This window comes from Pseudomonas sp. ASL8, assembly GCF_056680355.1.
In genome coordinates this window covers 2619536-2645049 of record NZ_CM155278.1, presented here as the reverse complement: position 1 = coordinate 2645049, position 25514 = coordinate 2619536, and the positions used below count along the sequence as shown (strand labels likewise).

Sequence of the window (25514 nt, the reverse complement as noted above, 5' to 3'; positions counted from 1 at the left end):
GCTGCGTCCTTCGCCAATAAATTCGCTCACTCGATTCGTGAAGTCTGAACATCAGGCGACATAAAATCTCGACTTTCGCCCAGCGTTCTCGGTCCTGTCGCATGCTAAGGTGCCTGCCGACTCACTTCCGTCTCCGCCACCATGCCTTTCACCTCCCGCACCTTTCGCCTGCCTCTTTATGTGCTGCTGATCCTGGCGGGCGCGGTGTTGGCTGCCGGACTGGCGATGCGGCAGACCGAACGTCACGCCCTGGCCGACGATGCCGAGCGAGCCCATGGGCAACTGGCGTTGTATGGCAATACGCTGCACACCCTGATCGAACGCTATCGCGCCCTGCCTGCTGTGCTGGCGCTGGACCCTGAACTGCGTTCGGCCTTAAGCGGACCGGTCAGCGCAACGACTCAGGACACGTTGAACCGCAAGCTGGAGCAGATCAACAGCGCGGCGCAGTCATCCACCCTGGAGCTGCTCGACCGCAACGGTTTAGCGGTTGGCGCCAGTAACTGGCGGTTACCGAGCAGCTATGTTGGCCATAACTACGCGTTTCGCCCCTACTTTCAGCAGACCAGGGCCCAGGGCGTGGGGCGCTTTTATGCGGTTGGCGTGACCAGCGGTATTCCCGGTTATTTTTTATCGAACGCCGTCACCAGCGACGCGGGCGAATTTCTCGGGGCCATGGTGGTGAAACTGGAGTTTCCCGAGCTGGAACACGAATGGAGCCAAGGCAGCGACCTGCTGCTGGTCAGCGACGCCAAGGGCATTGTGTTCATCGCCAATCAGCCCGGCTGGCGTTATCGCGAGTTGCAGCCGATTTCCGCCAGTGACCGCGCGGAACTGGCCGCCACCCGCCAGTACGACAAACAACCGCTGTCGGCCCTGCATCGCCAAGTGATCCACACGTTCGACGACAGCGGTCAACTCGCCCGGGTCGAAGGCCCCGACGGTGCGGTGGATTATCTGTGGGAATCTTTGCCACTCACCGCCGAAGGCTGGACCTTGCATCTTTTGCGCAAGCCGCAGGTGGCGGCCGAAGACATGCGCAACGCAGCTCTGGCAGCGGCGGGCACCTGGCTGACGTTGGTGTTTCTGAGCCTGTTTCTTTATCAGCGCTGGCGTTTGGCGCGTTTGCATCAGCGCAACCGTGAAGAGCTGGAGCAACTGGTCGAAGAACGCACCCGCGACCTGCGCACCGCTCAGGACGGGCTGGTGCAGTCAGCCAAGCTCGCGGCGTTGGGGCAGATGTCCGCAGCGCTGGCCCACGAGATCAATCAGCCGCTCACCGCCCAACGCATGCAACTGGCCAGCCTGCGTCTGCTGCTCGATCACGGCCGCATCGACGACGCCTATCAGGCCCTGACCCCGCTGGATCAACAACTGACGCGGATGGCGGCGCTGACCGGGCATTTGAAAACCTTTGCCCGCAAAAGCCCCAGTGGCTTGCGTGAACAGCTGGATCTGGCGGCGGTGGTCGATCAGGCGTTGCTGTTGCTCGAACCCCGGCTGCGCGATGAGCGCGTCAGTTGCGTCTTGCACCTGACCCGGCCCGCGTACGTGCGCGGTGATGCGATTCGCCTGGAGCAGGTGCTGATCAACCTGCTGCGCAATGCACTGGATGCCATGCGCGATAAACCGCTCAAACGTCTGGAGGTGCGGATTGAGGCTGAACAGCCGCCACACGATTCCACTAAGCCCAGGCAGTGGCGCCTGACCGTGGCCGACAGCGGAGGGGGTATTGCCCAGGATCATCTGGCAAATGTCTTCGATCCGTTTTTCACTACCAAACCAGTGGGCGATGGGTTGGGGCTGGGCCTGGCGGTGTCTTATGCCATCGTCCATGAGTCCGGCGGCACGCTGTGCGTGGACAATCATGACGACGGCGCGCGATTCACACTGACTCTACCCACTGACCCGGAGGCCTGATCTGCATGCTGAATTCTGTAATTGTGGTCGATGACGAAGCCAGCATCCGCGATGCGGTACAACAATGGCTGTCGCTGTCCGGGTTCAATGTGCAGGTGCACAGCCGCGCTGAAGATTGCCTGGCCGCCCTCCCCGATCATTTCCCCGGCGTGATCCTCAGCGATGTACGCATGCCAGGGATGAGCGGCCTGGAGTTTCTGGCCCGCCTGCAACGCTTCGACCCGGACTTGCCGGTGATCCTGCTGACCGGCCATGGCGATGTGCCCATGGCGGTGGATGCCATGCGCGACGGCGCCTATGACTTTCTGGAGAAACCCTTCAGCCCGGAAACGCTGATGAGTAGCCTGCGTCGGGCGCTGGAGAAGCGGCAGTTGGTCCTGGAAAACCGACGCCTGCATGAACAGGCCGATGCCAAGGCCAAACTGGACGAAACCCTGCTGGGCATTGCGCCCAGTCTGCACACCCTGCGCCGTCAAGTGCTGGAGCTGTCGCAACTGCCCGTCAACGTGGTCATTCGCGGCGAAACCGGCAGCGGCAAGGAGCTGGTCGCGCGCTGCCTGCATGACTTCGGCCCCCGGGCGGGCAAACCCTTTGTCGCGCTCAATTGCGCGGCGATCCCGGAGCAGTTGTTCGAAGCCGAATTGTTCGGCCACGAAAGCGGCGCCTTTACGGGGGCGCAGGGCAAGCGCATTGGCAAGCTGGAGTACGCCGACGGCGGTACGTTGTTTCTCGATGAAATTGAAAGTATGCCGCTGGCCCAGCAGGTCAAATTGCTGCGCGTCCTTCAGGAGCAGCGCCTTGAACGGCTGGGCTCTAACCGGAGCATCTCCGTCGACATCCGGATTATCGCCGCGACCAAACCGGATCTGCTGGAAGAGGCACGGGCCGGGCGTTTTCGCGAAGACCTGGCGTACCGCCTGAACGTCGCCGAACTGCGTTTGCCGCCGTTGCGCGAGCGCCGCGAAGACATTCCACTGCTGTTCGGCCATTTCGCCCGCACCGCCGCCGAACGCCTGGGCCGCAAGGCGCCGGTATTGAGCGGCGCGCAATTGAGCCATCTGCTCAGCCATGACTGGCCGGGCAATGTCCGCGAACTGGCCAACGCGGCGGAGCGTCAGGTCCTCGGGCTGGGCCAGATCGAGCCTGCGGTCATCGGATCGGGACAGTCACTGGCCGCACAGCAAGAAGCATTTGAAGCCCATTGCCTGCGCGCAGCCCTGACCCGGCACAAAGGTGACATCAAGGCCGTCCTCCACGAACTGCAACTGCCACGCCGTACCCTCAACGAGAAAATGCAGCGCCACGGCCTGCAACGGGAAATGTTTCTGCAGGGCGCTGAATAAGCCGCTCTATCGGCAATTTTCCGCTCATGGGAATCACGCCAATGAGCGGATTCCCGCCTAAAAAATCACCAAAACCCCTCTAGAACGGCCATCACAGGCCTGGCACAGCTCCTGCTATAGGACTGCCAGGCTGCGCGTGCGCGTGCTCCACTAAAAACAATGACTTAAAGGATCCGTGATGGACATCCCCAACTCCCTGTCTAAAGGGTCGGCTGACGCGTCGACCAAAGAAAAAACCACAGGCAGTCGCCTGAAATCGATTTTCAGCGGTTCGGTCGGCAACCTGGTCGAGTGGTACGACTGGTACGTCTACGCCGCTTTCTCACTGTACTTCGCCAAATCGTTCTTCCCTCAGGGCGACACCACTGCACAACTGCTTAACACCGCTGCGATCTTCGCCGTGGGCTTTTTGATGCGCCCGATCGGCGGCTGGCTGATGGGCATTTACGCCGACCGCAAGGGACGCAAAGCCGCACTGATGATATCCGTGCTGTTGATGTGCTTCGGCTCGCTGATCATTGCCTTGACCCCGAGTTACGAGATCATCGGCGTCGGCGCACCGATTCTGCTGATATTCGCCCGCCTGCTGCAGGGCTTGTCAGTGGGTGGCGAGTACGGCACTTCGGCGACGTACCTGAGCGAGATGGCCACTAAAGAGCGTCGCGGCTTCTTCTCCAGCTTCCAGTACGTCACGCTGATCTCCGGTCAGCTCATCGCGCTGGCGGTACTGATCATCCTTCAGCAAACCCTGACCACTGAGCAGCTGTATGCATGGGGCTGGCGTATTCCGTTCGTGATTGGTGCGCTGTGTGCGGTGGTCGCGCTGTACCTGCGGCGCGGGATGGAAGAGACCGAGTCGTTCACCAAGAAAAAAGAGAAGCCAAAAGAAAGCCTGATGCGCACCTTGATGCGTCATCCGAAGGAACTGATGACCGTGGTCGGCCTGACCATGGGCGGCACCTTGGCCTTCTACACCTACACCACCTACATGCAGAAGTATCTGGTGAACACCGTCGGCATGAGCATCTCCGACTCCACCACCGTTTCTGCGGCGACCCTGTTTCTGTTCATGTGCATCCAGCCCCTGGTCGGTGCACTGTCGGACAAAATCGGTCGGCGTCCGATCCTGATTGCGTTCGGCGTGCTGGGTACGCTGTTCACGGTGCCGATCCTGACCACCCTGCACACCGTCCAGAGCTGGTGGGGCGCGTTCTTCCTGATCATGGCGGCGCTGATTATTGTCAGCGGCTACACCTCGATCAATGCCGTGGTGAAGGCCGAGCTGTTTCCTACCGAGATTCGCGCCCTGGGCGTGGGCCTGCCTTACGCCTTGACCGTTTCGGTCTTCGGCGGCACCGCTGAATACATCGCGCTGTGGTTCAAAAGCATCGGTATGGAGACGGGCTACTACTGGTACGTCACCGCCTGCATTGCCGTTTCGCTGCTGGTCTACGTGTTCATGAAGGACACCCGCAAGCACTCACGGATCGATGCCGACTGAGGGTGAACGCCGATATTTGATCGGGACACGAAATAAAAAAAGGGGCGACCACTTGAAGTGGTCGCCCCTTTTTACTGCGCGCGTTTCTGCGCGCGTATACCAGGCCTGATTTTTTATGGAGGTTATGAAGGCTCGGCAGAGACCTGACGCATATCCCGGTTCTTATAGACGGACGCCGCCACGATCATCGCCAGCAGAATGCCTGCCAATACCAATGATGAGCCCACGGTGCCGAAATCCAGGCCACCCTTTTCGTGAGATTTGGTGAGGAAGTCCCCCACCGTTGCACCAAAAGGACGAGTCAATACAAACGCGACCCAGAACAGCAGGACGGACGAGAGCTTTGTATAGAACTTGAGCAACACCACCAACGCGATGGTCGAACCAATCAACAAAGCTCCCCCGGCAAAGCCCAACCCTGAGTCGTCTGCCAGAAAATCACCCAGCGCCGTGCCCAGGGTGTTGGAGAACAGGATGGCCATCCAATAGAACATCTCGCCCCGAAATGTCCGGATCTTGTTGACGTTCAACGAGTCGCCGCTCAAACGCCAGGCGGCAAAGATCGCTATCAATATGGCGATCAGGATCATCGAGCCGGAGGCATACCCCAGCCCCAATGTCCGGTCCATGAAATCGGACATGGTTGTGCCGGCAGTACTGGTGGACAGAATCACGATCCAATACAGCGCCGGGTTATAGGTTTTCGATCGCAACTGCGTGATCAACGTCAGCAAAAAAACGCTGATCAAAATCATTGAACTGACGGCGTAACCGACATTGAGCGTCATCGACAACAGGTCGCCAGCGGTTTCCCCCAGGGTGGTTGCACATATTTTCATGACCCAAAACGCGAGCGTGATTTGAGGAAGTTTATTCATGGAGTTGAGTAGCCTTTATAGGGAGTGACATCCAAACAAGGCACAAATTGTACTGTTGCACGGGTGAAAAATAAGTGATCACGGTATGAAAAATGCGTACTTCGCCCCGCCAGAATAATAATTCCACGCTCAGTCTAACGCTGCCTGTTTTCCGCCTGATGTCGCCGAGAAATCGCGCCTGAAGCGCACTGAAAGCAGCCGAAAAAAAACGCCAACTATCATCTCAATACAATGATTTTATTGAGTTTTTTTGTACTATCAATTTCAACGATAGTCTCTAGCATCCTTAATGACTTCTTAATGAAACCGAGCGGCGTAACATTCACGCCATAGCAACTTACAACCCACGAACATCGCAGAGCAAACATCATGAAAACTTCAAAATTTATCTTTGGCCTGGCGTTCTCGGTATTGGCCAGCAGTGCTTTCGCTCTTCCCGCTTTTGCAGAAAATGGTTCGGCTCACACTAGCGCTACTCATGTTGCTGCTGACGGTGCTGACCACGTCGGTGCAAACCGTGTCGCTGCTGATGGTGCTGATCACGTCGGTGCAAACCGCGTCGCCGCTGATGGCGCTGACCACGTCGGTGTAAACCGTGTCGCCGCTGATGGCGCTGACCACGTCGGTGCAAACCGCGTCGCCGCTGATGGCGCTGACCACGTCGGTGCGAACCGTGTCGCCGCTGATGGCGCTGATCACGTCGGTGCAAACCGTGTGAGCTAACAGCTCACACTGCTCCTTCCAGCCCGGCTTATGCCGGGCTTAATTTTGCGCGGCATGAAAGTCTGGAAACGCTGGTCGATGCCTTGCACTATGGCAGTCTTCCCCGAAGCAGCTGTTGTCATCAGGAATCCAGCCATGCCAGACGATATACATTTCTACGAACCTTCCCAAGGGCATCGCCTGCCCCACGACCCGTTCAATGCCATCGTCGGCCCGCGTCCTATCGGCTGGATTTCATCTCAGGATGCTCAGGGCAATCTGAACCTGGCGCCTTACAGTTTCTTCAACGCCTTCAACTACATTCCGCCAATCATTGGCTTTTGCAGTGTCGGTCGTAAGGACAGCCTGAATAACATCGAGCAGACGGGTGAGTTCGCCTGGAATCTGGCGACCCGACCATTGGCCGAAGCAATGAACAAGAGCTGCGCAGCCGTCCCGCCGGGGACTGATGAATTTGAGTTGGCGAACCTGACCACCGTGGCATCGCGCATCATCAAGGTGCCGCGCGTGCTGGAGACGCCGGTATCGTTCGAATGCAAGGTCACGCAGATCGTGCAGTTGCAACGCGCAAACAGAGAGTTGGTGCCGAGCTGGCTGATTCTTGGCGAAGTGGTGGCGGTGCATATTGCCAAGTCGCTGTTGAAAGACGGCATCTACGATACTGCGGCCGCAGAGCCCATTTTGCGCGGAGGCGGCCCTGCCGATTACTTCCAGCTGGGCCCTGAATCACTGTTCAAGATGTACCGGCCTACCGTTTAAACCGGGTTAAAACACCAACTCGCCGTCCACATCGACATCGACCAGACGGGCCAATACCTCGGTCGCGGCCTGGTCGGCTTCATGCGCAGTTTTGAATTTTTGCCCGTCCAGCACACGATGAAAACGTGGCGCGCCACCCGCACCATGGGCTTTGACGGCAATCGCCGCATCGTAACCGCCCTCACCGGGCATGACTGCGGAAACCGCTTCGACGTCTTTGAATTCTTTACGTGCCATGCCGCTTATCCTGCCTGTTGATGGAAACGCGGCAATTCTAAACCGTTTGCAGGCCGGGCCGAAGGGCGATGGTCGTGTCCACACTGTGCATCTGGCTAGCCTGCGCCGCGCTCACAGTGGCAAAGGTATGAAAATCCAGACTGCTGACCACCAGTTCCTGCACCAGGTCAGCGAAAACGCTTAATTCAGGTGTCGAGAAATAAGCGTTCATTGCCTGCTCGCTGGACCATAGGCCGGACACCAACCACAAATCCGGGTCGCACATTGATTGCTGCAACGCAAAGTGCAGGCAGCCCGGAGCCTTCAACGTCGGGTCTATCAGGCTACTCAATCGCACGCCCAGGTGTGCACTGCATCCGGTTCGGGCACGGGCAAAGGCAAGGTGACTCACGGGGCCTGGATTGGGCATGATCTGCACTCCTGAGGTGGACAGCTTTTATGGGGCGCGGCGCAACTCGCTACAGCACCAGAGATTAGGCCCGGAGGGGAATTTGCCGTTAGCCGGTTTCTGCCCGGTTATTGCCTATTACTGCATCAGGGTGTTTGCTGCCTGTTGCACCTGACCCTGAGCGCGACAATTTCGCGCCTGTCGAGCAACGGAGCATCAAGCAAGTTCAGGCCTTGATAGGCGGGAGTTGCTACCTCTCTGCGTACATGCCGACAGAATCAGGCAAGCATTGAGCAGAATCCAGGTAGCGCTTTTGTTTGCACAAAAATAGGCTGTGCTCATCGGTGAACCATCAGAGGATCAGAGGCATGTTGCAGAGTCAGCCCCCCAGCGTTCAGGTAGACGATGATATGGAAAAGCAGCGTGCCGAGCTGGCCGATATCATTCGACGCTTTGCGCCTGAAGACGGCATTTTCACCACTGCCATCGCGCCGCTGTACATGGTTCGCTACGATCATCCGGTCCAATCGTTTCCGACCTTGGTGCAACCGGCCCTGTGCATCCTCGCCCAAGGCAGCAAGGACGTGCGCCTGGGTGACGAAAGCTACACCTATGACCCGCTGAATTATCTGGTGCTCTCGGTGGCGATGCCGCTCAGTGGCCGTATTCAGCATGCCACGCCCGAGCACCCGAACCTGGCGCTGCGTCTGGACATCGACCCCGCGCACATCAATGCCCTGATCGCCGAAGCTGGCCCCATGAGCGTACCGACCCGCCCGACCGGACGCGGGCTGTATATCGAGCGCATTGATTCGCAACTGCTTGATGCAGTGCTGCGTCTGACACGCTTGCTGTCCACCCCAAAAGACATCGCCATGCTCGCGCCGCTAATTCAGCGCGAGATCCTTTACCGCCTGTTACGGAGTCAGCAGGGCTATCAGCTGTATGAAATCGCGATCTCCAACAGCCAGACGCATCGCGTCACGCAGGCGATAAAATGGCTCAACAGCAACTACGAGCAACCCTTGCGGATCGAGGATCTGGCGCGTGAAGTGAACCTCAGCGTGTCAACGCTGCACCACCGCTTCAAGTCGGTGACGGCCATGAGCCCCTTGCAGTACCAAAAGCAGCTGCGTTTGCAGGAGGCCCGACGGTTGATGCTGGCCGACGGGCTGGACGCCTCGGCAGCCGGTTATCGGGTCGGCTATGAAAGCCCTTCGCAGTTCAGTCGCGAATACAGCCGCCTGTTTGGCGCGCCGCCCTTGCGCGACCTGGCTCGGCTGCGCAAGCGTGTTTAACCGGCCGCCAGCGGTCAGTCATACACGTTCAGGCCGTCAGTACCCGGCAGGCCTCGGCAGGAATAGTGATCGACACCGGATTGCCGATGCTCAGACCGAAGCCCTGGCACGGGGTACTCAGTGCGGTCAGCGAAACACCGGCGCAGTCGATAGTGGTTTCGATGGTCGCGCCGATATCGCGAACGAAGGTCACGGTGCCCAACAGACGATTGCCGGCGGTCGGCAGCGGCAACGACAGTTGCAGATCCTCCGGGCGCACCAACATTTTGATCTTGGCACCTGCTTCAATGCTCGCGCAGATCGGCACGTCCAGCGCTTCACCGCCGGGCAAGCCGACGCGCCCGTTGCCGAGTGCGGTCGCAGGAAAGATATTGCCCGAGCCGATAAAGTCGGCGACGAACTCGTTGGCCGGGTTGCGATAGATCTCAATTGGCGTGCCGACCTGCTGCACACGATTCTGCCCCAGTACCACCACGATGTCGGCCATGGTCATGGCTTCGCGCTGATCGTGAGTCACCAGAATAGTGGTGATATTCAGCCGTTGTTGCAGCTGGCGGATCTCCACCTGCATCGACTCGCGTAGCTTGGCATCGAGTGCCGATAAGGGCTCATCCAGCAGCAAAAGCTTGGGGTGCGATGCAATCGCCCGCGCAATGGCCACGCGCTGACGCTGACCGCCCGAGAGCTTGGCCACTGGCCGATCAACCATTTGCTGCAACTGGATCAACTCGAGCAATTCTTTGACCCGCGCTTGCTGATCGGCCTTGCTCACGCCCCGCAGCTTCAACGGGTATGCGATGTTTTCCCCCACCGTCATGTGCGGAAACAGCGCCAGCGACTGGAACACCATGCCGAAATTGCGCTGGTGCGCCGGGGTATGGCTCACGTCCTCGCCATCAAGACGAATCTCGCCGCTGCTCAAGGTTTCCAGGCCCGCGATCATGCGCAACAAGGTGGTCTTGCCGCAGCCGGAGGGGCCGAGAAAGCACACCAGTTTGCCTTCGGGCAGGTGCAGATTGACGTCCGTTACCGCGCAGGCCGAGCCGTAGAATTTCTCGACGTTTTCCAGGATTAATCCGGTCATTTACCTAAACCTCAAAAAATTAGAACGAAACGCCACCTTCACCGACCAGCTTCTCCAACGCCCAAATCAGGACGAAGTCGATCAGCACGATCAGCACGGCAAACGAAAAGACGGTCGGGTCCAGCGAAGACACGGTGCGGCTGTACATCCAGATCGGCACGGTCATCACGTCAATGTTGTAGAGGAAGTAGGTCACGGTGAATTCGTTGAACGAGACGATAAACGCCAGCAGCATCCCGGCGAGAATCCCTGATTTCATCAACGGGACGACCACGTCGACAATGGCCCGCAACGGTGAGGCACCGAGCATTTGCGCAGCCTCCTCGACTTCGCTGCCGATTGACATCATCGCCGCCGTGCAGTTTTTCACCACGAACGGCAGCGCCAGAATCACGTGCGCAATAACCAGCCGCGAGGTGTTCATCTGAAACGGCAGGCTGTCGAATATCAGCAGCAACGCCAAGCCGAGCACCACCATGGGGAACACCAGCGGCAGCGACATCAGTTGCAGCGCCACACCCTTGCCGCGAAATTCGCAGCGTGTCAGTGCGTAGGACGCAGGCACCGCGACCAGGGTTGCCAGGACCATGGTCAGGCACGCGACCCACAGGCTGGTGGTCATGGCTTTGCCAAGGCTCAACACATCACTGGCATCGGGGGAAACAAAGGTATTCCAGGCGGCCTTGTACCACTGCAGGCTGTAGCTGCTGGGCGGAAAGTCCAGGTTCGAGGCACCACTGAACGACATGACGATCATGGTCAGAATCGGCAGCACGGCCAGCAACAGAATGAAGCCTGAGAGAACACCCGCCAAGCGGCCGGTGTCTCCGGGCAAGATCGGTTGAAAGCGCAAGCGGCTTTTCGAGGGGCTGCTCATTGCGAAGCCTCCAGCAGACGGCGGCGACGGCCGGTGATGTATTCAGAGAGGGTCATGATCGCCAGGGTGGTGACAATCAACACCACACCGGCAGCTGAGGCTGCTGGCCAGTTCATCAGGGGCGCGATCTGGTCGTGGACCATCACCGCCAGCATCGGCACCCGCCGACCGCCGAGCAGTAACGGCACAACGAAACTGCTGGCGTTGTAGGCGAACACCAGCGTGGCGCCGGTGATGATGCCGGGTAGGCTCATCGGCAACACCACTTGGCGAAACACTTGAAAACGGCTGGCGCCCAAAGTGGCGGCGGCTTCCTCATAGCTGCGCGAAACACCACGCATGGCGCTGGCAATCGGCAATACCGCCAATGGGAAAGCGGTTTGCACCAGGCCCATCAGCACGCCATTCTGGTTGTAGAGCATCATCACCGGACGGGTGATGATGCCCAGCCCCATCAACGCCTGATTGAGCATGCCGCCCGGGCCGAGAATCACCAGCCAGCCGTAGCTTTGCAGCAACAGGTTGACCAGCAGCGGCAAGAGGACGGCAGCGAGAAACACCCGACGCAACAATGGCGACTGCAAGCGCGACATGGTGTACGCCACCGGAATCGCCAGCACCACCGCGATCACCGCACTGAACAACGCCAGGCGCAACGTCAGCAGTAATGACTTCAGGTAATACGGCTCAGCCAGTTGTGCGTAGCTGGCAAGGCTGAAGCCGGTCCATTCGGCGCCCTTGGTGCCGACGCTCATGCGCAACACCAGGAGGCTGGCGGCAATCAGCACGGCGAGAAACAGCATCGACGGCGAGAGGAAAAGCCAGGCGCGTGCCGTGGGGGAAAACGTTTTAGCCCGGCGTACCGGGGGCGCGGCGGCCGAGCTGATCAAAGGAGGGTGTTCCATGGCGATGATCTCGTTGGAGATGGATTCAGCATCGCGGGCAAGCCCGCTCCTACAGGAGCATGTAGGCGCTTGCTTGCCCGCGATTCGCAACTCAGGAAGAGAAGATTTCCGTGTAACGACGAATCCACTGATCGTGAACGGTGGCCAGGAAAGCGTTGTCGTGCATGATCGCTTTGTCGGCAATCTGCTCTGGCGTGAGGATGTACGGGCTCTTGCGCGCTTCTGCCGAGATGATTGCCTTGGCGTTGACCGGGCCGTTGAAGATGTCTTCAGCCATCTTGCCCTGGACCAGCGGGTCGAGAGAGTGGTTGATGAAGGCGTAGGCGAGATCAGTGTCGCCCGGACGATTTTTCGGCATGACCGACTGCATCAAGTCGGTGTAGAAGCCTTCTTTCATACCGAAGGTAGCGCCCAGACCGTAGGCCGGATCGCGAATCTGTTTCGGAAAGAACGCCGGGGCATACAGGCCACCCATGTCCAGCGAACCCGTGCGGAATAGCTCTGCAATCTGGTTCGGGTTCTCGCCCAGGGTCACTACGCGATCCTTGAGCTCTGCCAGTTTCTTGAAGCCGGGTTCGATGTTGTGCTCATCGCCACCGGCCAGTTTGGCGGCGATGATGATCAGGTCCATGGCCTCGGTCCAGTTCGGCGGCGGCAGGAAAATGTTCGGTGCCAGATCCCGATCCCACAGTGCGGCGTAGCTGTCCGGTGCTTCTTTTACCGTGCGGGTGCTGTAGATCAGGCTGTTGCACCACAGTAGATAGCCGATGCCGTGACCGTTGGCGCCTGTGCGGTACTTTTCAGGCACGTCGACAATATTGGGGATGCGATTGAGGTCTGGTTTTTCCAGCAGGCCCGCAGCGGCCAAGCCTTCAGCACCGACACCGGCGAGGGTGATGACGTCGTATTGCGGACGATCACCACCGGCCTTGAGCTTGGCGACCATTTCCGAGGTGCTGCCAGTACGGTCGGCAATAACCTTGGCACCGGTTTTGGCTTCGAAGGTGGCCGCGATATTGCGCAGTGCCGCCAGGCCAGTGTCGTCGGACCAGGTGAGCAAGCGCAGGGTTTTCCCCTGAAACCGGGTGTCACTGGCACTGGCCCGGATGAAGGGCATCGACATCGCAGCCGCGGCGACCGATGCAACGCCCACCGTCTTGATGAATTGCCTTCTGTTCAGATCATGCTCGCCCATGACGGACTCCTTTTGTTTTTCTAAAAGTGAGGATTGATCGCAGCTTCGCCCCAGGCTGAGTGCGCCAGTTGATCCCGCTACAGCTCCCGTGCTCCGGGGGCCGTGGCTGATTCGACACGGTCATCCTGAAGCGGGGCTTGAGACGCAACAATCGAAAATTTGTCATTGAAGCCATGTGTCAAACGCATGCCTCCACAGGAGGCATGCGTGAGCTGCTTTGGTGCTAAAAGGCGGCGCGGATGACGTGTTTGATTTCCTGAAAAGCCTGCAACCCCCACGGCCCCAGCTCGCGACCGATGCTGCTCTGCTTGTAACCGCCCCACGCAGCCTGCGGAAAAATCACCTGGGGCGCGTTGATCCATACCAGGCCTGCTTGCAGTGCATTGGCGACACGATCAGCCGTGCCCGGATCGCGACTGACCACGCTGGCCACCAGACCGAATTCGCTGTCGTTAGCCAAGGCGATGGCCTCGTCTTCCGTGGCGAAACGGCGCACGCACAGCACCGGGCCGAAAATCTCTTCGCGCCATAACGCACTGTCCAGGGGCACATCGGTGAACACCGTGGGCTGTATAAAATATCCGCGAGGCAGATCCGCAGGCCGCTTACCGCCGCACACCAGGCGTGCGCCGTCGTTCATACCGCGTGCGATATGCCCGAGCACCCGTTGGTATTGCGCCTGATTGACCAGTGCGCCCATCTCGACTTCAGGCTCGAAGGGATCGGCCACGCGGATGGCTTCGGCGCGTGCCTTGAGTCTTTCGAGGAATGCATCGGCCAATTCATCGGCCACCAGCACACGACTGGTGGCTGAACACATCTGCCCGGCATTGAAGAATCCACCACCGCTGGCCAGTTCCACTGCCAGATCAAGATCGGCATCGGCCAGCACCAACAGCGAGGACTTGCCGCCCAGCTCCAGGCTCACGCCCTTGATCGTTTCAGCGGCGCGCTGCATGACCTGAACCCCCACCGCAGTGCTGCCGGTGAAGGAGATTTTCGCGACGTTCGGATGTGCCGCCAGTGGCGCACCGACTGCCAGCCCGGTCCCGCAGACCAGGTTGAACACCCCGGCGGGCAGACCGCTTTGAGCAATGATGTCGGCCAGTTCGAGCTCCGGCAGCGGCGTGACTTCCGACGGTTTCAATACCACGCAACAGCCAGCAGCCAAGGCGGGGGCCAGCTTCCAGGCGGTGGTGACCATCGGGAAGTTCCACGGCACGATCAACCCGACGACGCCACAGGGTTCACGCCGCAGACGCGCCGCGAAGTCTTCGCTGGGTAGCGTCACGGTGCTGTCTTGCTGCCCGTCCAGCGCTTCGGCCAGGCTGGCGTAATAGTCGAATGTGGCGATGACATCATCGACATCGATTGCGGCCTCAAACAGCGGCTTACCGTTGTTGCGCGATTGCAGCTCAATCAGTCGCTCGCGTCGTTCCTGCACCCCGCTGACGATTTTGCGCAACAGCACACCACGGGCCGCTCCGGAGGTCTTTGACCAAGCCGGGAATGCCTGACGCGCTGCTTGCACGGCGTATTCGACGTCCTTGGCATCGCCACCAGCCACCGTCGCCAGCGGCGCTTCGGTGGCCGGGTTGATCACCGTCAGTTGCTCACTGCCAGACAACCATTGGCCGTCAATGTAGAGGCCTGCAAGGGGGGTGTGATTCAGGTTCGCTTGAGCGTTCAGCATGCTTTCATTCCGTTCATCCAGAGGGTCTGGTCGATTTCGATCAGGGTCGGGCCTTGGAGGTCGCCCGCTTTTCGCAATGCCGCTTTCAGTTCCTCGACACCCGACACGGGCTCCGCCGCACAGCCCAGGGCTTTGGCAACACCGATAAAGTCAGGGGTATAAATGTCGACGCCCACCGGCTCAATCGAGCGGTTGACCATGTATTTTTTGATTTCCTCATAGCCCTGGTTATTCCAGAGCAGGACGATGATCGGCGTGCGCGCTTCCACGGCGCTGGCCAGTTCCGAGAGGGTGAATTGCAAACCGCCATCACCGATCAGGCACACCACGGCGCCACGGCCGCTGGCTTCAGAGGCGCGTCCCAGGCAAGCGCCAATCGCGGCAGGCAAGGCGTAACCGAGGGTGCCGTAACCGGTCGATGAGTTGAACCAGCGACGCGGCTGCTCCAGGTTCAGGGTCAAATTGCCGGTGTAGACGGGTTGAGTCGAGTCGCCGACCAGCACCGCATCGGGTAACACGTCGAGCACCGTCTGTAAAAAGACGGTCTGCCCGCGAGTGGCGTCGTCCCAGGTGGTCGCCAGGGTTTCGCGCAACGCAGCGGCGCGCGTGTGGCCCCAGTCCGCTCGGCGTGGAGCCAGTTCTTTGTTGCAAAGCCCGGCCAACAAGGCTTGCACGGCCGTGTCGGCATCGGAGACCAGCGCCACTTGCGGCGCATAGTTGCGTACGGTCTGGTCAGGATCGATATCAATGCGCAGCAACGCACCTGGGATCTCGAAACCACCGGCGAAGGTGATGTCGTAATCGGTTTCGGCCAGTTCAGTGCCGATGGCCAACACCACATCGGCCTCGGCCACCAGCGCGCGCGTCGCCACCAGCGATTGGGTTGAGCCGATCAACAGCGGGTGACGCGATGGCAGCATGCCCTTGGCATTGATGGTCAGCGCTACCGGGGCTTCCAACTGTTCAGCAAGCCGTGCCAACGCAGGCGCGGCATCGATGGCGCCGCCACCGGCCAGAATCAGTGGCCGTTTGGCCGCCGCCAGCAGACTGACCATTTGCGCGATGGCCTCGGGCGCCGCACCGGCACGGCTGACACTCACAGGTTCGCTGGCGAGCAACGCATCGGCATTTTCTACCAGTACATCGAGGGGGATTTCGATGTGCACCGGCCGTGGACGACCGGCCTGAAACAACGCAAACGCGCGAGCCAGCACCGCCGGCAACTCCGACGCCGACATCAACGTGTGGGAGAACGCGGCAACGCCCGCGACCAGATTGCTCTGCGATGGCAGCTCATGCAACTTGCCGCGCCCGCCGCCCAACTGGCTGCGCGACTGCACACTGGAAATCACCAACATCGGAATCGAGTCAGCGTAGGCCTGGCCCATGGCCGTGGTGATGTTGGTCATGCCAGGACCGGTGATGATGAAACACACACCCGGCTTGCCGCTGGTGCGGGCATAACCGTCGGCCATGAAGCCGGCGCCTTGTTCATGACGCGGCGTAACATGGTTGATCGACGAACCCGCGAGCCCGCGATAGAGCTCGACGGTGTGCACACCCGGGATGCCGAAGACCTGCTCGACGCCGTAGCCCTCGAGCAATTTGACCAATACTTCGCCGCACGTTGCCATGTTCGTCTGCCTTTCTTTTATTCGGGAACTGCACGTTGTCGCGGCGCTCAGGCCTGCCAGACACGCTACAGATGAGGCTCAATTGGACCCGTCATGCCGTAGCTGTGACAACGCAAAAAATGTCATGCTAGGCATGTCCTCTATTCATGCCTGAGCCCCGATGAAACGCCTGCCGCCCTTACCTGCCCTGCATACTTTTCTGATTACAGCCCAGTGCTGCAACTTCACGCGGGCCGCAGAACTGCTGCACATCACCCAAGGCGCGGTGAGCCGGCAGATCTCGGGGCTGGAAAGTCATCTGGGCTATACGTTGTTCCAGCGCCAGGCGCGCGGACTGAGCCTGACCGCCCAAGGGCGCGAGCTGTTTCCACGGATTCAGAAAGTGTTTTCGCTGATCGACGAAGCGGTCGAACACGTCGGCGCGAAACGCGAAACCCTGCGACTCAAGGCCCCGACGTGCATGATGCGTTGGCTGCTGCCGCGTTTGTTGCAGTGGCAGAAAGAGCGCCCGGATGTGCCCGTCGAGCTGACCACCACCGTGCAGCATGCCGTGGACTTCCGTCGCGAAGAGTTCGATGCCGCCGTGGTGTACGGGGCGCCGCCGGCCAATTCGGTGGCGGCACATCATCTGTTCGATGAGCAATTGACCCCGGTCTGTTCTCAGCAACTGCTGGCCGGGCCGATACCGCTCAAGACCCTGGCCGATCTGGAGCAGCACATGCTGCTGCACCCGACTCGCGACCAGCGTGATTGGGAAAGCTGGCTCAAGGTCGCCGGAGCAACCGTCAGCAATATCGCCAAGGGCCAGCATTTCGACACACTGGACCTCGCCATGTCGGTCGCATCACAAGGGACAGGCGTGGCCATCGGCGATTGGGCCTTGATCGGCGAGGACCTCAGCGCCGGACGACTGGTGGCGCCCTTCGACCTCAAAGTGCGCACCGGTGCAGCGTATTACCTGGTCTATCCCGAACGCTCCGACCCATCGCCCGAGCTACGCGAACTGATCGACTGGCTGCTCGTCCAGGCGGCCGAGCGCGCCAGTCAATAACTGACGCTCAATAGCCGACTGTAAAACGCTGGCGCGGGTGCGCGTGCTGCTCAACTTCATCGAGCATGGCGATGGCGTAGTCGGCAAAACTGATCGAGCTTTTACCGGCGGCACTGACCAGCAAATCGTCCTTGCCCAAGCGGAATGAGCCCGTACGCTCGCCTTCGAAGAACTCCGCCGACGGCGAAAGAAAGGTCCAGTCCAGCGACTTTTCCTGACTCAGCGTCTCCAGAAACGCCACACCCGCGCCGGCTTCGGCTTTGTACTCTTCAGGGAAGTTTGGCGTATCGATCACCCGCAGACCCGGCGCGACGAACAGACTGCCTGCCCCGCCGACCACCAACAGACGGGGAACCCCAGCCTGCTTCACCGGTTCAATGGTGGCGCTGGCCGACACGCTGGAAAAATGCGTCGCACTGATCACCACGTCATGCCCGGCGACTGCATCGGCATAGGCCTTGGCATCGCTGACATCCAGGTTTTTGCAGACCACGCCCGCACGTCCGGCAAGAGAGGAAGTGTCCCGAGCAATAGCCGTCACGCTGTGACCACGGCGCAGGGCTTCTTCTAACAACTGACTTCCGGCACGGCCGGTGGCACCGATAATTGCGATTTTGCTCATGGTGATTCTCCGAAGGTAAGGTACTGAACAGAGCTTAGTTGCGCGACTCAGTACAAAAAATGCGATGCTTGAGCATAGTTTGTTTCTAAAATCGGGCAAATCATGGATCGGCTAATCGCAATGCGGGTGTTTGTGACGGTGGTGGACAGGGGCAGCCAGTCGGCAGCGGCGGACCATCTGGACATGTCGAGGCCAGTGATTTCACGCTACCTGGCCGAGCTGGAAGACTGGATCGGCGCACGCCTGATGCACCGGACCACACGCAAACTGAGCCTCACCGCCGCAGGCAACGAAACCCTGCCTCGCTGCCGACAGTTATTAGAGCTGTCGGCCGATATGCAGGCGGCTGTCAGCGTTCCGGCCGATACGCTGCGCGGCGCTTTGCGCATCAGCGTCAGCACGTCTTTCGGTCACGCACAAATGGCCGATGCGGTCAGCGACTTCGTTAAACGGCACCCCCGCGTGAACATCGACATGCAGGCCCTGGACCGCACGGTGAATCTGATCGACGAGCGCATTGATCTGGCCATTCGAGCCAGCAATGACCTGGACCCGAATCTGATTGCGCGACGCCTGACGGTCTGTCGCTCGGTGATCTGCGCGTCACCGGGCTACTTGCGCGAGCATCCCTCGCCTCTGCGGGTAGAAGACCTCAGCGAGCATAATTGCCTGACACATTCCTATTTCGGTAAAAGCCTGTGGCATTTCGAGCAGGATGGCGAGCAGGTTGCTGTGCCCATCCACGGCAATATCAGCGGCAACGAAGCCACCGCCCTGATGCGTGCAACCATGGCTGGAGCCGGCGTGGCAATGCTGCCGTCGTACCTGGCCAGCCCGTTTCTGCGCAACGGTGAGCTGATCCGGCTATTACCCGAGGCACGGCCCCTGGACCTGACCCTGTATGCGGTGTACGCCTCACGCAAGCACATGCCCACCCCCTTGCGCAGCTTGTTGGATTTCCTCGTCGACCGGTTCAAGGCAGAGCCGGATTGGGATGAAAACCTCTGATCCTGAGTTGCAGTTTGTTATTCAGTCCAGCATGCATATGACCCTATCGAGTAGCCTGCTATCGGTCTAGACTAGCCTACCCTGTCCTGCCGACTTTTACGGCGAGGTCACTGCTAGTTGAGCCCCTACTTGACCAGTCTCAACCAACCTAAACCTGCAATCCGAGGCGTGTTATTCGCGCTGATGATGGCGGTCTTTCTCAGCGCACTGGATCAGACCATTGTTGCGGTCTCGATGCCGGCGATCTCTGCACAATTCAACGATTTCGACCTGCTCGCGTGGGTGATCTCCGCCTATATGGTGGCGATGACTGTTGCGGTGCCGATTTATGGCAAGCTCGGCGATCTGTATGGACGGCGACGCCTGATGCTGTTTGGTCTGGGGATGTTCACCCTGGCCTCATTATTCTGCGGCGTGGCCCAAAACATGGAACAACTGGTGCTGGCGCGGGTCCTTCAGGGCATCGGCGCGGGCGGCATGGTTTCGGTCAGTCAGGCGATCATTGGCGACATCATCCCGCCTCGCGAACGCGGGCGTTATCAAGGTTACTTCAGCGGCATGTACGCGCTGGCGAGCGTGGCCGGGCCGGTACTTGGCGGTTTCATGACCCAATACCTGTCGTGGCGCTGGGTATTCCTGATCAATCTGCCCCTGGGCATCAGTGCCTTGTGGATCGCCCACCACAGGCTGGTCGGGCTGCCTATTCCACAACGCAAGCCGATCATCGACTACCTCGGCACGCTGCTGATGATCATCGGCCTGAGTGCGCTGTTGCTGGGCATTACCGAAATCGGCCAGGGCCATGACTGGCGCGACAGCCAGGTACTCATGTTGCTGGGGATCGCGCTCTTGGCCCTGATCACGTTTGTCGGGTACGAGCATCGCACCCAGGAACCCCTGCTGCCGATGCACCTGTTTGCCAATCGCAACGCGGTGCTGTGCTGGTGCACGATGTTCTTCACCAGCTTCCAGGCCATCTCCCTGATCGTGCTGCTGCCGCTGCGCTTCCAGACCGTGACCGGCGGCGGTGCCGACAGCGCAGCCCTGCACCTGATGCCATTGGCCATCGGCATGCCCATCGGCGCGTATTTCGCCGGCCGGCGCACCTCAATGACCGGGCGCTACAAACCGATGATTCTCATCGGAGCACTGTTGATGCCCCTTGCCATCCTGGGCATGGCCTACACCCCGCCGCAAGCAGCGCTGCTCAGCAGTGTATTCATGCTGCTGACCGGTTTTGCCAGCGGCCTGCAGTTCCCCACGTCGCTGGTCGGCACTCAAAATTCGGTGGCGCAGCAAGACATGGGCGTCGCCACCAGCACCACCAACCTGTTCCGCTCACTGGGTGGCGCAGTCGGTGTGGCGCTGATGTCGGCGTTGCTCCTGGCAATGCTGCAACGGTCCGGCCTCGCACAGCTCAGCGGCACGGCCATGGGGGCCGAAGGCAGTTCGGGCAACGTATTGATGGACGGCCTGAATGCCGCCAGCGGACCGGCGCAACAACACTTGCGGGGGGAATTGCTCCTGACATTCCGGCATTTGCTGATGGTCAGCGCGGGGATTTCGCTGTTAGGTCTGGCCGCGGCACTGGCGATGCCTGACAACCTGCTGCGCGGACGCGGGGACAAAGACGTCTGAAACGGCTGCGTCAGGTCGCTGACTCGCGGCGGCCTGACGAAGCGATGGGGTCGATGAGGTTATAGGCTGTAATAACCTACCGCGACCAGATAGTGGCCGACCTTGCGAACATACGCGTGCTTGTTCTCTACCTTGTTGGTCACCGGGTTGCGCCAGCGGTAGGCGTATTCGCCTTCATCCTGTTTTTTGATCAACGCCAGAATCGGCTCACCCACGGGCTTGCCTTCAGGGTCTTTGACCTTGCTGAAGTCCGTATTGATCAGCCGCAGATTGGTGCCGTGGGCTGCATAACGCTGGTTATTCAGATCGACCACGAACACATAGAGATCATCGTGAAGGAACCCGCCTTTCAAGCTGTTGATAGCGCTGAGGGTGCCCTGTTCATCCTTGGCCAGTTCAGCGGAGGCTTTGTCCAGCAGGGCTTTGGCCTGCTCGGACGATGCGCGTGGCAGGTAATAACCGACTGCGAGAATCCGGTCGCCCACGCGCTGGTAGTACACGTGCTTGCGCTCGACCTTGCCATCGCTCCAGTTCTGCCAGCGGTATTCGGTCTGCTGGATGCCCTCGGTTTGCGGTGCCGCCAGGCCTTGCTTGAAGGCTTTTTGCAAATCCGGCCCCAGTAAATCGGACACGTCACGCCCGATCAATGCCACGGAAGGTCCGCCACTGGCCAACATCACGCCGTTGGTATCGACCACATAGACATAGAGTTCCCCCTTGACGAACTCCCCCTGACGGCTGAACTCGGCAAATGCCTTATCGCCCTGATCGTGGTATCGAGCCAGCGCCTTAACCAGCAAGGCCTTGGCCGCCTGCCCATCATCGGCCGTTTCAGCTGCCGCCCAGGCATGGCTGAAGCACAGGCATAACAACCCGCCCATTACAGCTTGTTTCAGCAAACCCCTCATTGCGCATTCCCCAATCTTATTAGTGTCGTCATAGCTTAGACGGCTGGTGGGGATAGGGAATTATTCACAAAGACAAGGTTCGCCGGACCGACCTTTTAAGCCGAGCGTGCTTGACCGGCCTCGCCGAATGTTTCAATCGGAAATCACCTGACACCCCGTGGCATCCTGCAGCGCGTGCAGGCTCACCCCCGGGGCAATTTCCACCAGTTTCAAACCGGCCTCGGTGACATCCAGCACGGCCAGGTCGGTAATGATCCGGTCGACCACGCCAACGCCGGTCAACGGCAGGTCGCAACTCTTCAACAGTTTATGGGCGCCGCCCTTGGCCGTGTGTTCCATCAATACGACGACACGTTTGACCCCAGCCACCAGGTCCATGGCGCCGCCCATGCCCTTGACCATCTTGCCGGGGATCATCCAGTTAGCCAGGTCACCTTTTTCAGAAACCTGCATGGCGCCAAGAATCGACAGGTTGATATGGCCGCCCCGGATCATCGCAAACGAGTCGGCGCTGTTGAAAAAACTGCTGCCGGGCAAGGTAGTGATGGTCTGTTTACCCGCATTGATCAGGTCAGGGTCGACTTCGTTGTCACGCGGAAACGGGCCGATACCGAGCAGGCCATTTTCACTTTGCAGCCAAACGTCCATGCCTTCGGGAATGTAGTTGGCGACCAACGTCGGCAAGCCGATACCGAGATTAACGTAGAAGCCGTCCTGCAATTCTTGGGCAGCGCGCTGCGCCATTTCTTCACGAGTCCAGGCCATGATCAGGCGCTCCGCACAGTGCGTTGTTCGATACGTTTTTCCGGCGTGGCGTTGAGCACCAGACGCTGCACGTAAATGCCCGGCAAGTGAATCTGATCCGGGTCCAGCTCGCCGAGCTCGACGATTTCTTCGACTTCGACCACACAGACTTTCGCGGCCATGGCTGCCAGCGGGTTGAAGTTGCGCGCGGTCTTGTTGAACACCAGATTGCCGGACTTGTCCGCCTTCCAGGCTTTGACCAAGGCAACGTCGGCGCGCAGGGAGCGCTCCATCACGAACCACTCGCCATCGAACTCACGGGTTTCCTTGCCCTCGGCGACCAGGGTGCCGTAACCGGTTTTGGTGAAAAACGCCGGAATGCCCGCGCCGCCGGCACGCAGCTTTTCGGCCAATGTTCCTTGGGGGGTGAACTCAAGCTCCAGCTCGCCTGCCAGATACTGACGCTCGAACTCTTTGTTCTCGCCCACGTAGGACGAGATCATTTTGCGGATCTGCCGGGTGGTGAGCAGTTGACCCAAGCCAAAGCCGTCAACGCCAGCGTTGTTGCTGATGACGGTCAAGTCACGCTTGCCGCTGTCTCGTAGCGCGGCGATCAAGGCTTCCGGAATACCACACAGGCCAAAGCCGCCAACCGCCAGGGTCATGCCATCTTCGACGAGACCGTGCAGGGCTGATTCGGCGGTCGAGTAGATTTTATTCAATTGTTATTCCTCGAAGATCACCACGCCCAAGATTATCGCGGGGCAGCGGCGCAGGTTTCGGGTCAGGGCTTTACCGTGTCGTCTGAGCGTAGACGGCTGATGGGGAAGTGCACTATTACTCAGCCCCTTCCACCCAAAACCATTGAGCCCGCCCGGCTTTCAAGTGCGGGAAAGCCGGCATGATTTCACCTTCGGTAAACAATCGCCGCGAGCGCGCCGTGGCGTTGCTGAACCAGTAACCGGTGTGCGTGCAGGAGTCACCCGCATTAAGCGCAGGCTTGGGCTGTTCGTCGAAGCGCGCATACCACCGCGCGGTGGACGCTTCGCTAAAGCCTCCATGCACGGGATAAGGGTGCAGGCAGCCGGTGTCCTGAACCCGTATCGATTTGAGCGCCGTGTTCACATCAACGTAAGCCGCTGGCGACGCCTCACCCTGGCCGCCCAGGTCCGGCAAGGCGCCGGCGCGGATGATCAAGCCATCGTTATAGGCATGAAAAACGACGTTACTGCAACGGCTGAGCTGTCGGCGCAATGCATCGCTGCCGCCCAACCGCGCGACAAAGCGGCGACCAATAATCGTGTACCAATTCACCCCTTTGATGTGGTCGAGCAAGCGCAAGCTGTCTATATGCGGCAAGGGATCGACCATCAGGCCGGTGTATTTCTGCGCCAGTTGGTATTCCAACGGGAAGTAGTGATGGCCGTCATCAGGAAACACGCACGCCAGACCGCCATAGCCATGCTCTGCATGCACCTGATCACACAGGTATTTAAGCCAGCATTCATAGCGTTGAGCGCCTTCGGGCTCAAGCAGCATCGACAACGGCAAGACCATTTTCAGACAGGAGCGATCAATGTCGGCGTGGCTTTGGGGCGTGTTCATGACAAACAACCGATATTCGGCAGTGTCTTGCAGCGTGCCACTGCCAATCGACCAGATAAATTGCTCGTCAGGCGAACTGTCGAGAATCTTGCGTCGACAAACGGCAAAGCTGCTGGACGTCATTTTGCGCAGGTGCTTGTAGAACTGCCATTTGAGCCTGGCTTTGAACTGCTGACGAAACCAGACGAAACATTCGTCTATCCGCTGCTTGGTTTCCAGTGTGTGGCCGTGCCTGAAGTAGAGCGTGGTAATCAGCCCCAGGCGAAAGACTGGATCGCCTTCAGCAGAGTTGATCGCCAGACTCGCAGCCTGATACCTGAGCCGACCCAACGGGCTTACGTCATCAGAGACAATTTCTGACATGCCCTGTCCTCTCAATCTGAAGTTTTCTGACTGCGGAGACTGAAGGCTCTTTCGGAGAGGGGCAATACGCGGAAATTACTTTGGGAAATCAGCCACACATATCAAGAAGTGTCCTACTCATTTCCTACAAGAACAGCGACTTTCTCATCATTTCCGAGACATGGCAGCGCAGGCCCAAGGGCAGCAGGATGTTCTGCATGCCCACGCACGCAGGCAAAAAAGGTAGGTAAATACTTAGTAAGCTAACTGTCCAGACAAGGTGCAGGAAGATATAAATACAGGCCAAGCGCCATCCGGTTATATTCGTTCGGATAGCGCTGCCTTGGCACCGTTCAATGACGTAACGCGGGGCTCAAGCGAAGCATGTCCAGAACGGTATCGACCAGTTGCTCGGCCTCTTTACAGAGCGCAAAGCTGTCCGGGATCAGCAACCACTGGCCAAGAATGCCATCTATATAGGCATGCAGACAGATCGAGGCGCGTGCGGTGTTCAGATCAGCAGGCAATTGGCCTTTACGCACGGCATTGTTCAGGGCCAGCCCGATACGGTCATTGCAGTCGAGGGCTGCAGCTTGACGCTGTCGCCGCATGTCACACATTTCATCGGTGAATTCGCATTTATGAAACAGAATTTCATTGATGCGACGGGTTTTAGGGTCCAGTGCAACTTGATGAAACAAATGAATCAGCAATTTTCGCATGCAGCCCAGCGGGTCGACTTCGTCTTCACTTTCGCTGGCTTTGGCCATTTCATCGAGCGGCTCATGCAGGCTGTCGAGCATCGCCTGAACCAGATCCGCCTTATTGCTGAAGTGCCAATAAATAGCGCCACGAGTCACACCCGCAAGCTTGGCGATGTCCGCGAGCGTGGTGCGGGCCACCCCCCGCTCATAGAACGCGTTCTCGGCAGCTTCCAGAATCTGGCTTCGGGTTTCCTGAGCTTCCTCTTTGGTGCGACGAACCATGGCAGTAAAACCTCAATCAAAATGTCGCAGACTGATGACGTCTATCGGCCTGCGACTGCACCGGGCAGCCTTTGTATTGCCTTGTCCCGGACCTACTTTCATGCCTTGCCGTGCTGGAGTGTCGCAGGACAGGGTATTTACAAACAACCATGAACGTAAGTATATTCCTTAGCAT

24 protein-coding genes are annotated in these 25514 nt (G+C 59.2%); 9 read left to right on the top strand and 15 right to left on the bottom strand.

Annotation, left to right across the window (positions count from 1 at the left end; all coding sequences use genetic code 11):
• Nucleotides 1-141 precede the first annotated feature (141 nt).
• The 3 genes from AC1MEA_RS12100 (at nt 142) to AC1MEA_RS12090 (ending at nt 4764) form a co-directional block, all read left to right on the top strand.
• Nucleotides 142-1920 (top strand): ATP-binding protein, encoded by a 1779-nt coding sequence (locus AC1MEA_RS12100; protein ID WP_480917976.1) that lies wholly within the window; start codon nt 142-144, stop codon nt 1918-1920.
• Nucleotides 1921-1925: 5 nt separating this feature from the next.
• Nucleotides 1926-3263 (top strand): sigma-54-dependent transcriptional regulator, encoded by a 1338-nt coding sequence (locus AC1MEA_RS12095; protein ID WP_219062148.1) that lies wholly within the window; start codon nt 1926-1928, stop codon nt 3261-3263.
• A 178-nt stretch (nt 3264-3441) separates the two neighbouring features.
• Nucleotides 3442-4764, top strand: coding sequence for an MFS transporter (locus AC1MEA_RS12090; RefSeq protein WP_219062149.1), 1323 nt, complete (start codon nt 3442-3444; stop codon nt 4762-4764).
• Nucleotides 4765-4886: 122 nt separating this feature from the next.
• Here the strand turns inward: AC1MEA_RS12090 and AC1MEA_RS12085 are convergent, their stop codons facing one another.
• Nucleotides 4887-5642 (bottom strand): COG4705 family protein, encoded by a 756-nt coding sequence (locus tag AC1MEA_RS12085; RefSeq protein ID WP_219062150.1) that lies wholly within the window; start codon nt 5640-5642, stop codon nt 4887-4889.
• A 369-nt stretch (nt 5643-6011) separates the two neighbouring features.
• Between AC1MEA_RS12085 and AC1MEA_RS12080 the strand changes: the two genes are divergently transcribed.
• Both AC1MEA_RS12080 and AC1MEA_RS12075 read left to right on the top strand, forming a co-directional pair.
• Nucleotides 6012-6365, top strand: a complete 354-nt coding sequence (locus AC1MEA_RS12080; RefSeq protein ID WP_480917975.1) for a hypothetical protein — start codon at nt 6012-6014, stop codon at nt 6363-6365.
• Nucleotides 6366-6500: 135 nt separating this feature from the next.
• Nucleotides 6501-7124, top strand: a complete 624-nt coding sequence (locus tag AC1MEA_RS12075; protein WP_480917974.1) for a flavin reductase family protein — start codon at nt 6501-6503, stop codon at nt 7122-7124.
• A 6-nt stretch (nt 7125-7130) separates the two neighbouring features.
• Here the strand turns inward: AC1MEA_RS12075 and AC1MEA_RS12070 are convergent, their stop codons facing one another.
• Nucleotides 7131-7361: a hypothetical protein gene (locus AC1MEA_RS12070; RefSeq protein ID WP_480917973.1), complete on the bottom strand. Its 231-nt coding sequence runs from the start codon at nt 7359-7361 to the stop codon at nt 7131-7133.
• 37 nt (nt 7362-7398) lie between these two features.
• Nucleotides 7399-7770, bottom strand: a complete 372-nt coding sequence (locus tag AC1MEA_RS12065; RefSeq protein WP_480917972.1) for a putative quinol monooxygenase — start codon at nt 7768-7770, stop codon at nt 7399-7401.
• Between the two features lie 347 nt (nt 7771-8117).
• Between AC1MEA_RS12065 and AC1MEA_RS12060 the strand changes: the two genes are divergently transcribed.
• A complete protein-coding gene (locus AC1MEA_RS12060) occupies nt 8118-9047 on the top strand; it encodes an AraC family transcriptional regulator (RefSeq protein WP_480917971.1) in 930 nt (309 codons plus the stop codon).
• A gap of 28 nt (nt 9048-9075) precedes the next feature.
• Here AC1MEA_RS12060 and AC1MEA_RS12055 read toward each other — a convergent pair whose 3' ends face one another.
• From AC1MEA_RS12055 to AC1MEA_RS12030, 6 genes are all read right to left on the bottom strand, one after another.
• Nucleotides 9076-10131: an ABC transporter ATP-binding protein gene (locus AC1MEA_RS12055; RefSeq protein ID WP_480917970.1), complete on the bottom strand. Its 1056-nt coding sequence runs from the start codon at nt 10129-10131 to the stop codon at nt 9076-9078.
• A 19-nt stretch (nt 10132-10150) separates the two neighbouring features.
• On the bottom strand, nt 10151-11008 hold the full coding sequence (locus AC1MEA_RS12050) for an ABC transporter permease (protein ID WP_219062157.1): 858 nt from the start codon (nt 11006-11008) through the stop codon (nt 10151-10153).
• Nucleotides 11005-11913 carry an ABC transporter permease gene (locus tag AC1MEA_RS12045; protein ID WP_219062158.1) on the bottom strand — a complete coding sequence of 303 codons (909 nt, stop codon included), beginning with the start codon at nt 11911-11913 and terminating at the stop codon, nt 11005-11007. The genes AC1MEA_RS12050 and AC1MEA_RS12045 overlap by 4 nt, the downstream gene beginning before the upstream one ends.
• A 91-nt stretch (nt 11914-12004) precedes the next feature.
• Entirely contained in the window at nt 12005-13108 is a 1104-nt protein-coding gene (locus AC1MEA_RS12040; protein WP_480917969.1) for an ABC transporter substrate-binding protein, read from the bottom strand.
• A gap of 223 nt (nt 13109-13331) precedes the next feature.
• On the bottom strand, nt 13332-14801 hold the full coding sequence (locus tag AC1MEA_RS12035) for an aldehyde dehydrogenase family protein (protein ID WP_480917968.1): 1470 nt from the start codon (nt 14799-14801) through the stop codon (nt 13332-13334).
• Entirely contained in the window at nt 14795-16435 is a 1641-nt protein-coding gene (locus AC1MEA_RS12030) for a 5-guanidino-2-oxopentanoate decarboxylase (protein WP_480917967.1), read from the bottom strand. Before AC1MEA_RS12030 ends, AC1MEA_RS12035 begins: the two co-directional genes overlap by 7 nt.
• A 160-nt stretch (nt 16436-16595) precedes the next feature.
• On the opposite strand from AC1MEA_RS12030, the gene AC1MEA_RS12025 reads away from it, so the two are divergent.
• Nucleotides 16596-17486: a LysR substrate-binding domain-containing protein gene (locus AC1MEA_RS12025; protein ID WP_219062162.1), complete on the top strand. Its 891-nt coding sequence runs from the start codon at nt 16596-16598 to the stop codon at nt 17484-17486.
• Between the two features lie 7 nt (nt 17487-17493).
• Here AC1MEA_RS12025 and AC1MEA_RS12020 read toward each other — a convergent pair whose 3' ends face one another.
• Complete coding sequence (locus AC1MEA_RS12020; protein ID WP_480917966.1) at nt 17494-18108, bottom strand: NAD(P)-dependent oxidoreductase; 615 nt, start codon at nt 18106-18108, stop codon at nt 17494-17496.
• Between the two features lie 102 nt (nt 18109-18210).
• Here AC1MEA_RS12020 and AC1MEA_RS12015 point away from each other — a divergent pair, with 102 nt between their 5' ends.
• Both AC1MEA_RS12015 and AC1MEA_RS12010 read left to right on the top strand, forming a co-directional pair.
• Nucleotides 18211-19116, top strand: coding sequence for a LysR family transcriptional regulator (locus AC1MEA_RS12015; protein WP_480917965.1), 906 nt, complete (start codon nt 18211-18213; stop codon nt 19114-19116).
• 129 nt (nt 19117-19245) lie between these two features.
• Entirely contained in the window at nt 19246-20754 is a 1509-nt protein-coding gene (locus tag AC1MEA_RS12010) for an MDR family MFS transporter (protein WP_480917964.1), read from the top strand.
• A gap of 59 nt (nt 20755-20813) precedes the next feature.
• Here AC1MEA_RS12010 and AC1MEA_RS12005 read toward each other — a convergent pair whose 3' ends face one another.
• The 5 genes from AC1MEA_RS12005 to AC1MEA_RS11985 all read right to left on the bottom strand — a co-directional run bounded on the left by AC1MEA_RS12005 (nt 20814) and on the right by AC1MEA_RS11985 (nt 25339).
• Nucleotides 20814-21662, bottom strand: a complete 849-nt coding sequence (locus AC1MEA_RS12005; protein ID WP_219062166.1) for a cache domain-containing protein — start codon at nt 21660-21662, stop codon at nt 20814-20816.
• A gap of 132 nt (nt 21663-21794) precedes the next feature.
• Complete coding sequence (locus AC1MEA_RS12000) at nt 21795-22427, bottom strand: CoA transferase subunit B (RefSeq protein ID WP_480917963.1); 633 nt, start codon at nt 22425-22427, stop codon at nt 21795-21797.
• A gap of 2 nt (nt 22428-22429) precedes the next feature.
• Nucleotides 22430-23128 carry a CoA transferase subunit A gene (locus AC1MEA_RS11995; protein ID WP_449634600.1) on the bottom strand — a complete coding sequence of 233 codons (699 nt, stop codon included), beginning with the start codon at nt 23126-23128 and terminating at the stop codon, nt 22430-22432.
• A 115-nt stretch (nt 23129-23243) separates the two neighbouring features.
• A complete protein-coding gene (locus AC1MEA_RS11990) occupies nt 23244-24374 on the bottom strand; it encodes a DUF3396 domain-containing protein (protein WP_480917962.1) in 1131 nt (376 codons plus the stop codon).
• Nucleotides 24375-24706: 332 nt separating this feature from the next.
• Nucleotides 24707-25339, bottom strand: coding sequence for a TetR family transcriptional regulator (locus AC1MEA_RS11985; protein ID WP_480917961.1), 633 nt, complete (start codon nt 25337-25339; stop codon nt 24707-24709).
• Nucleotides 25340-25514 lie beyond the last annotated feature (175 nt).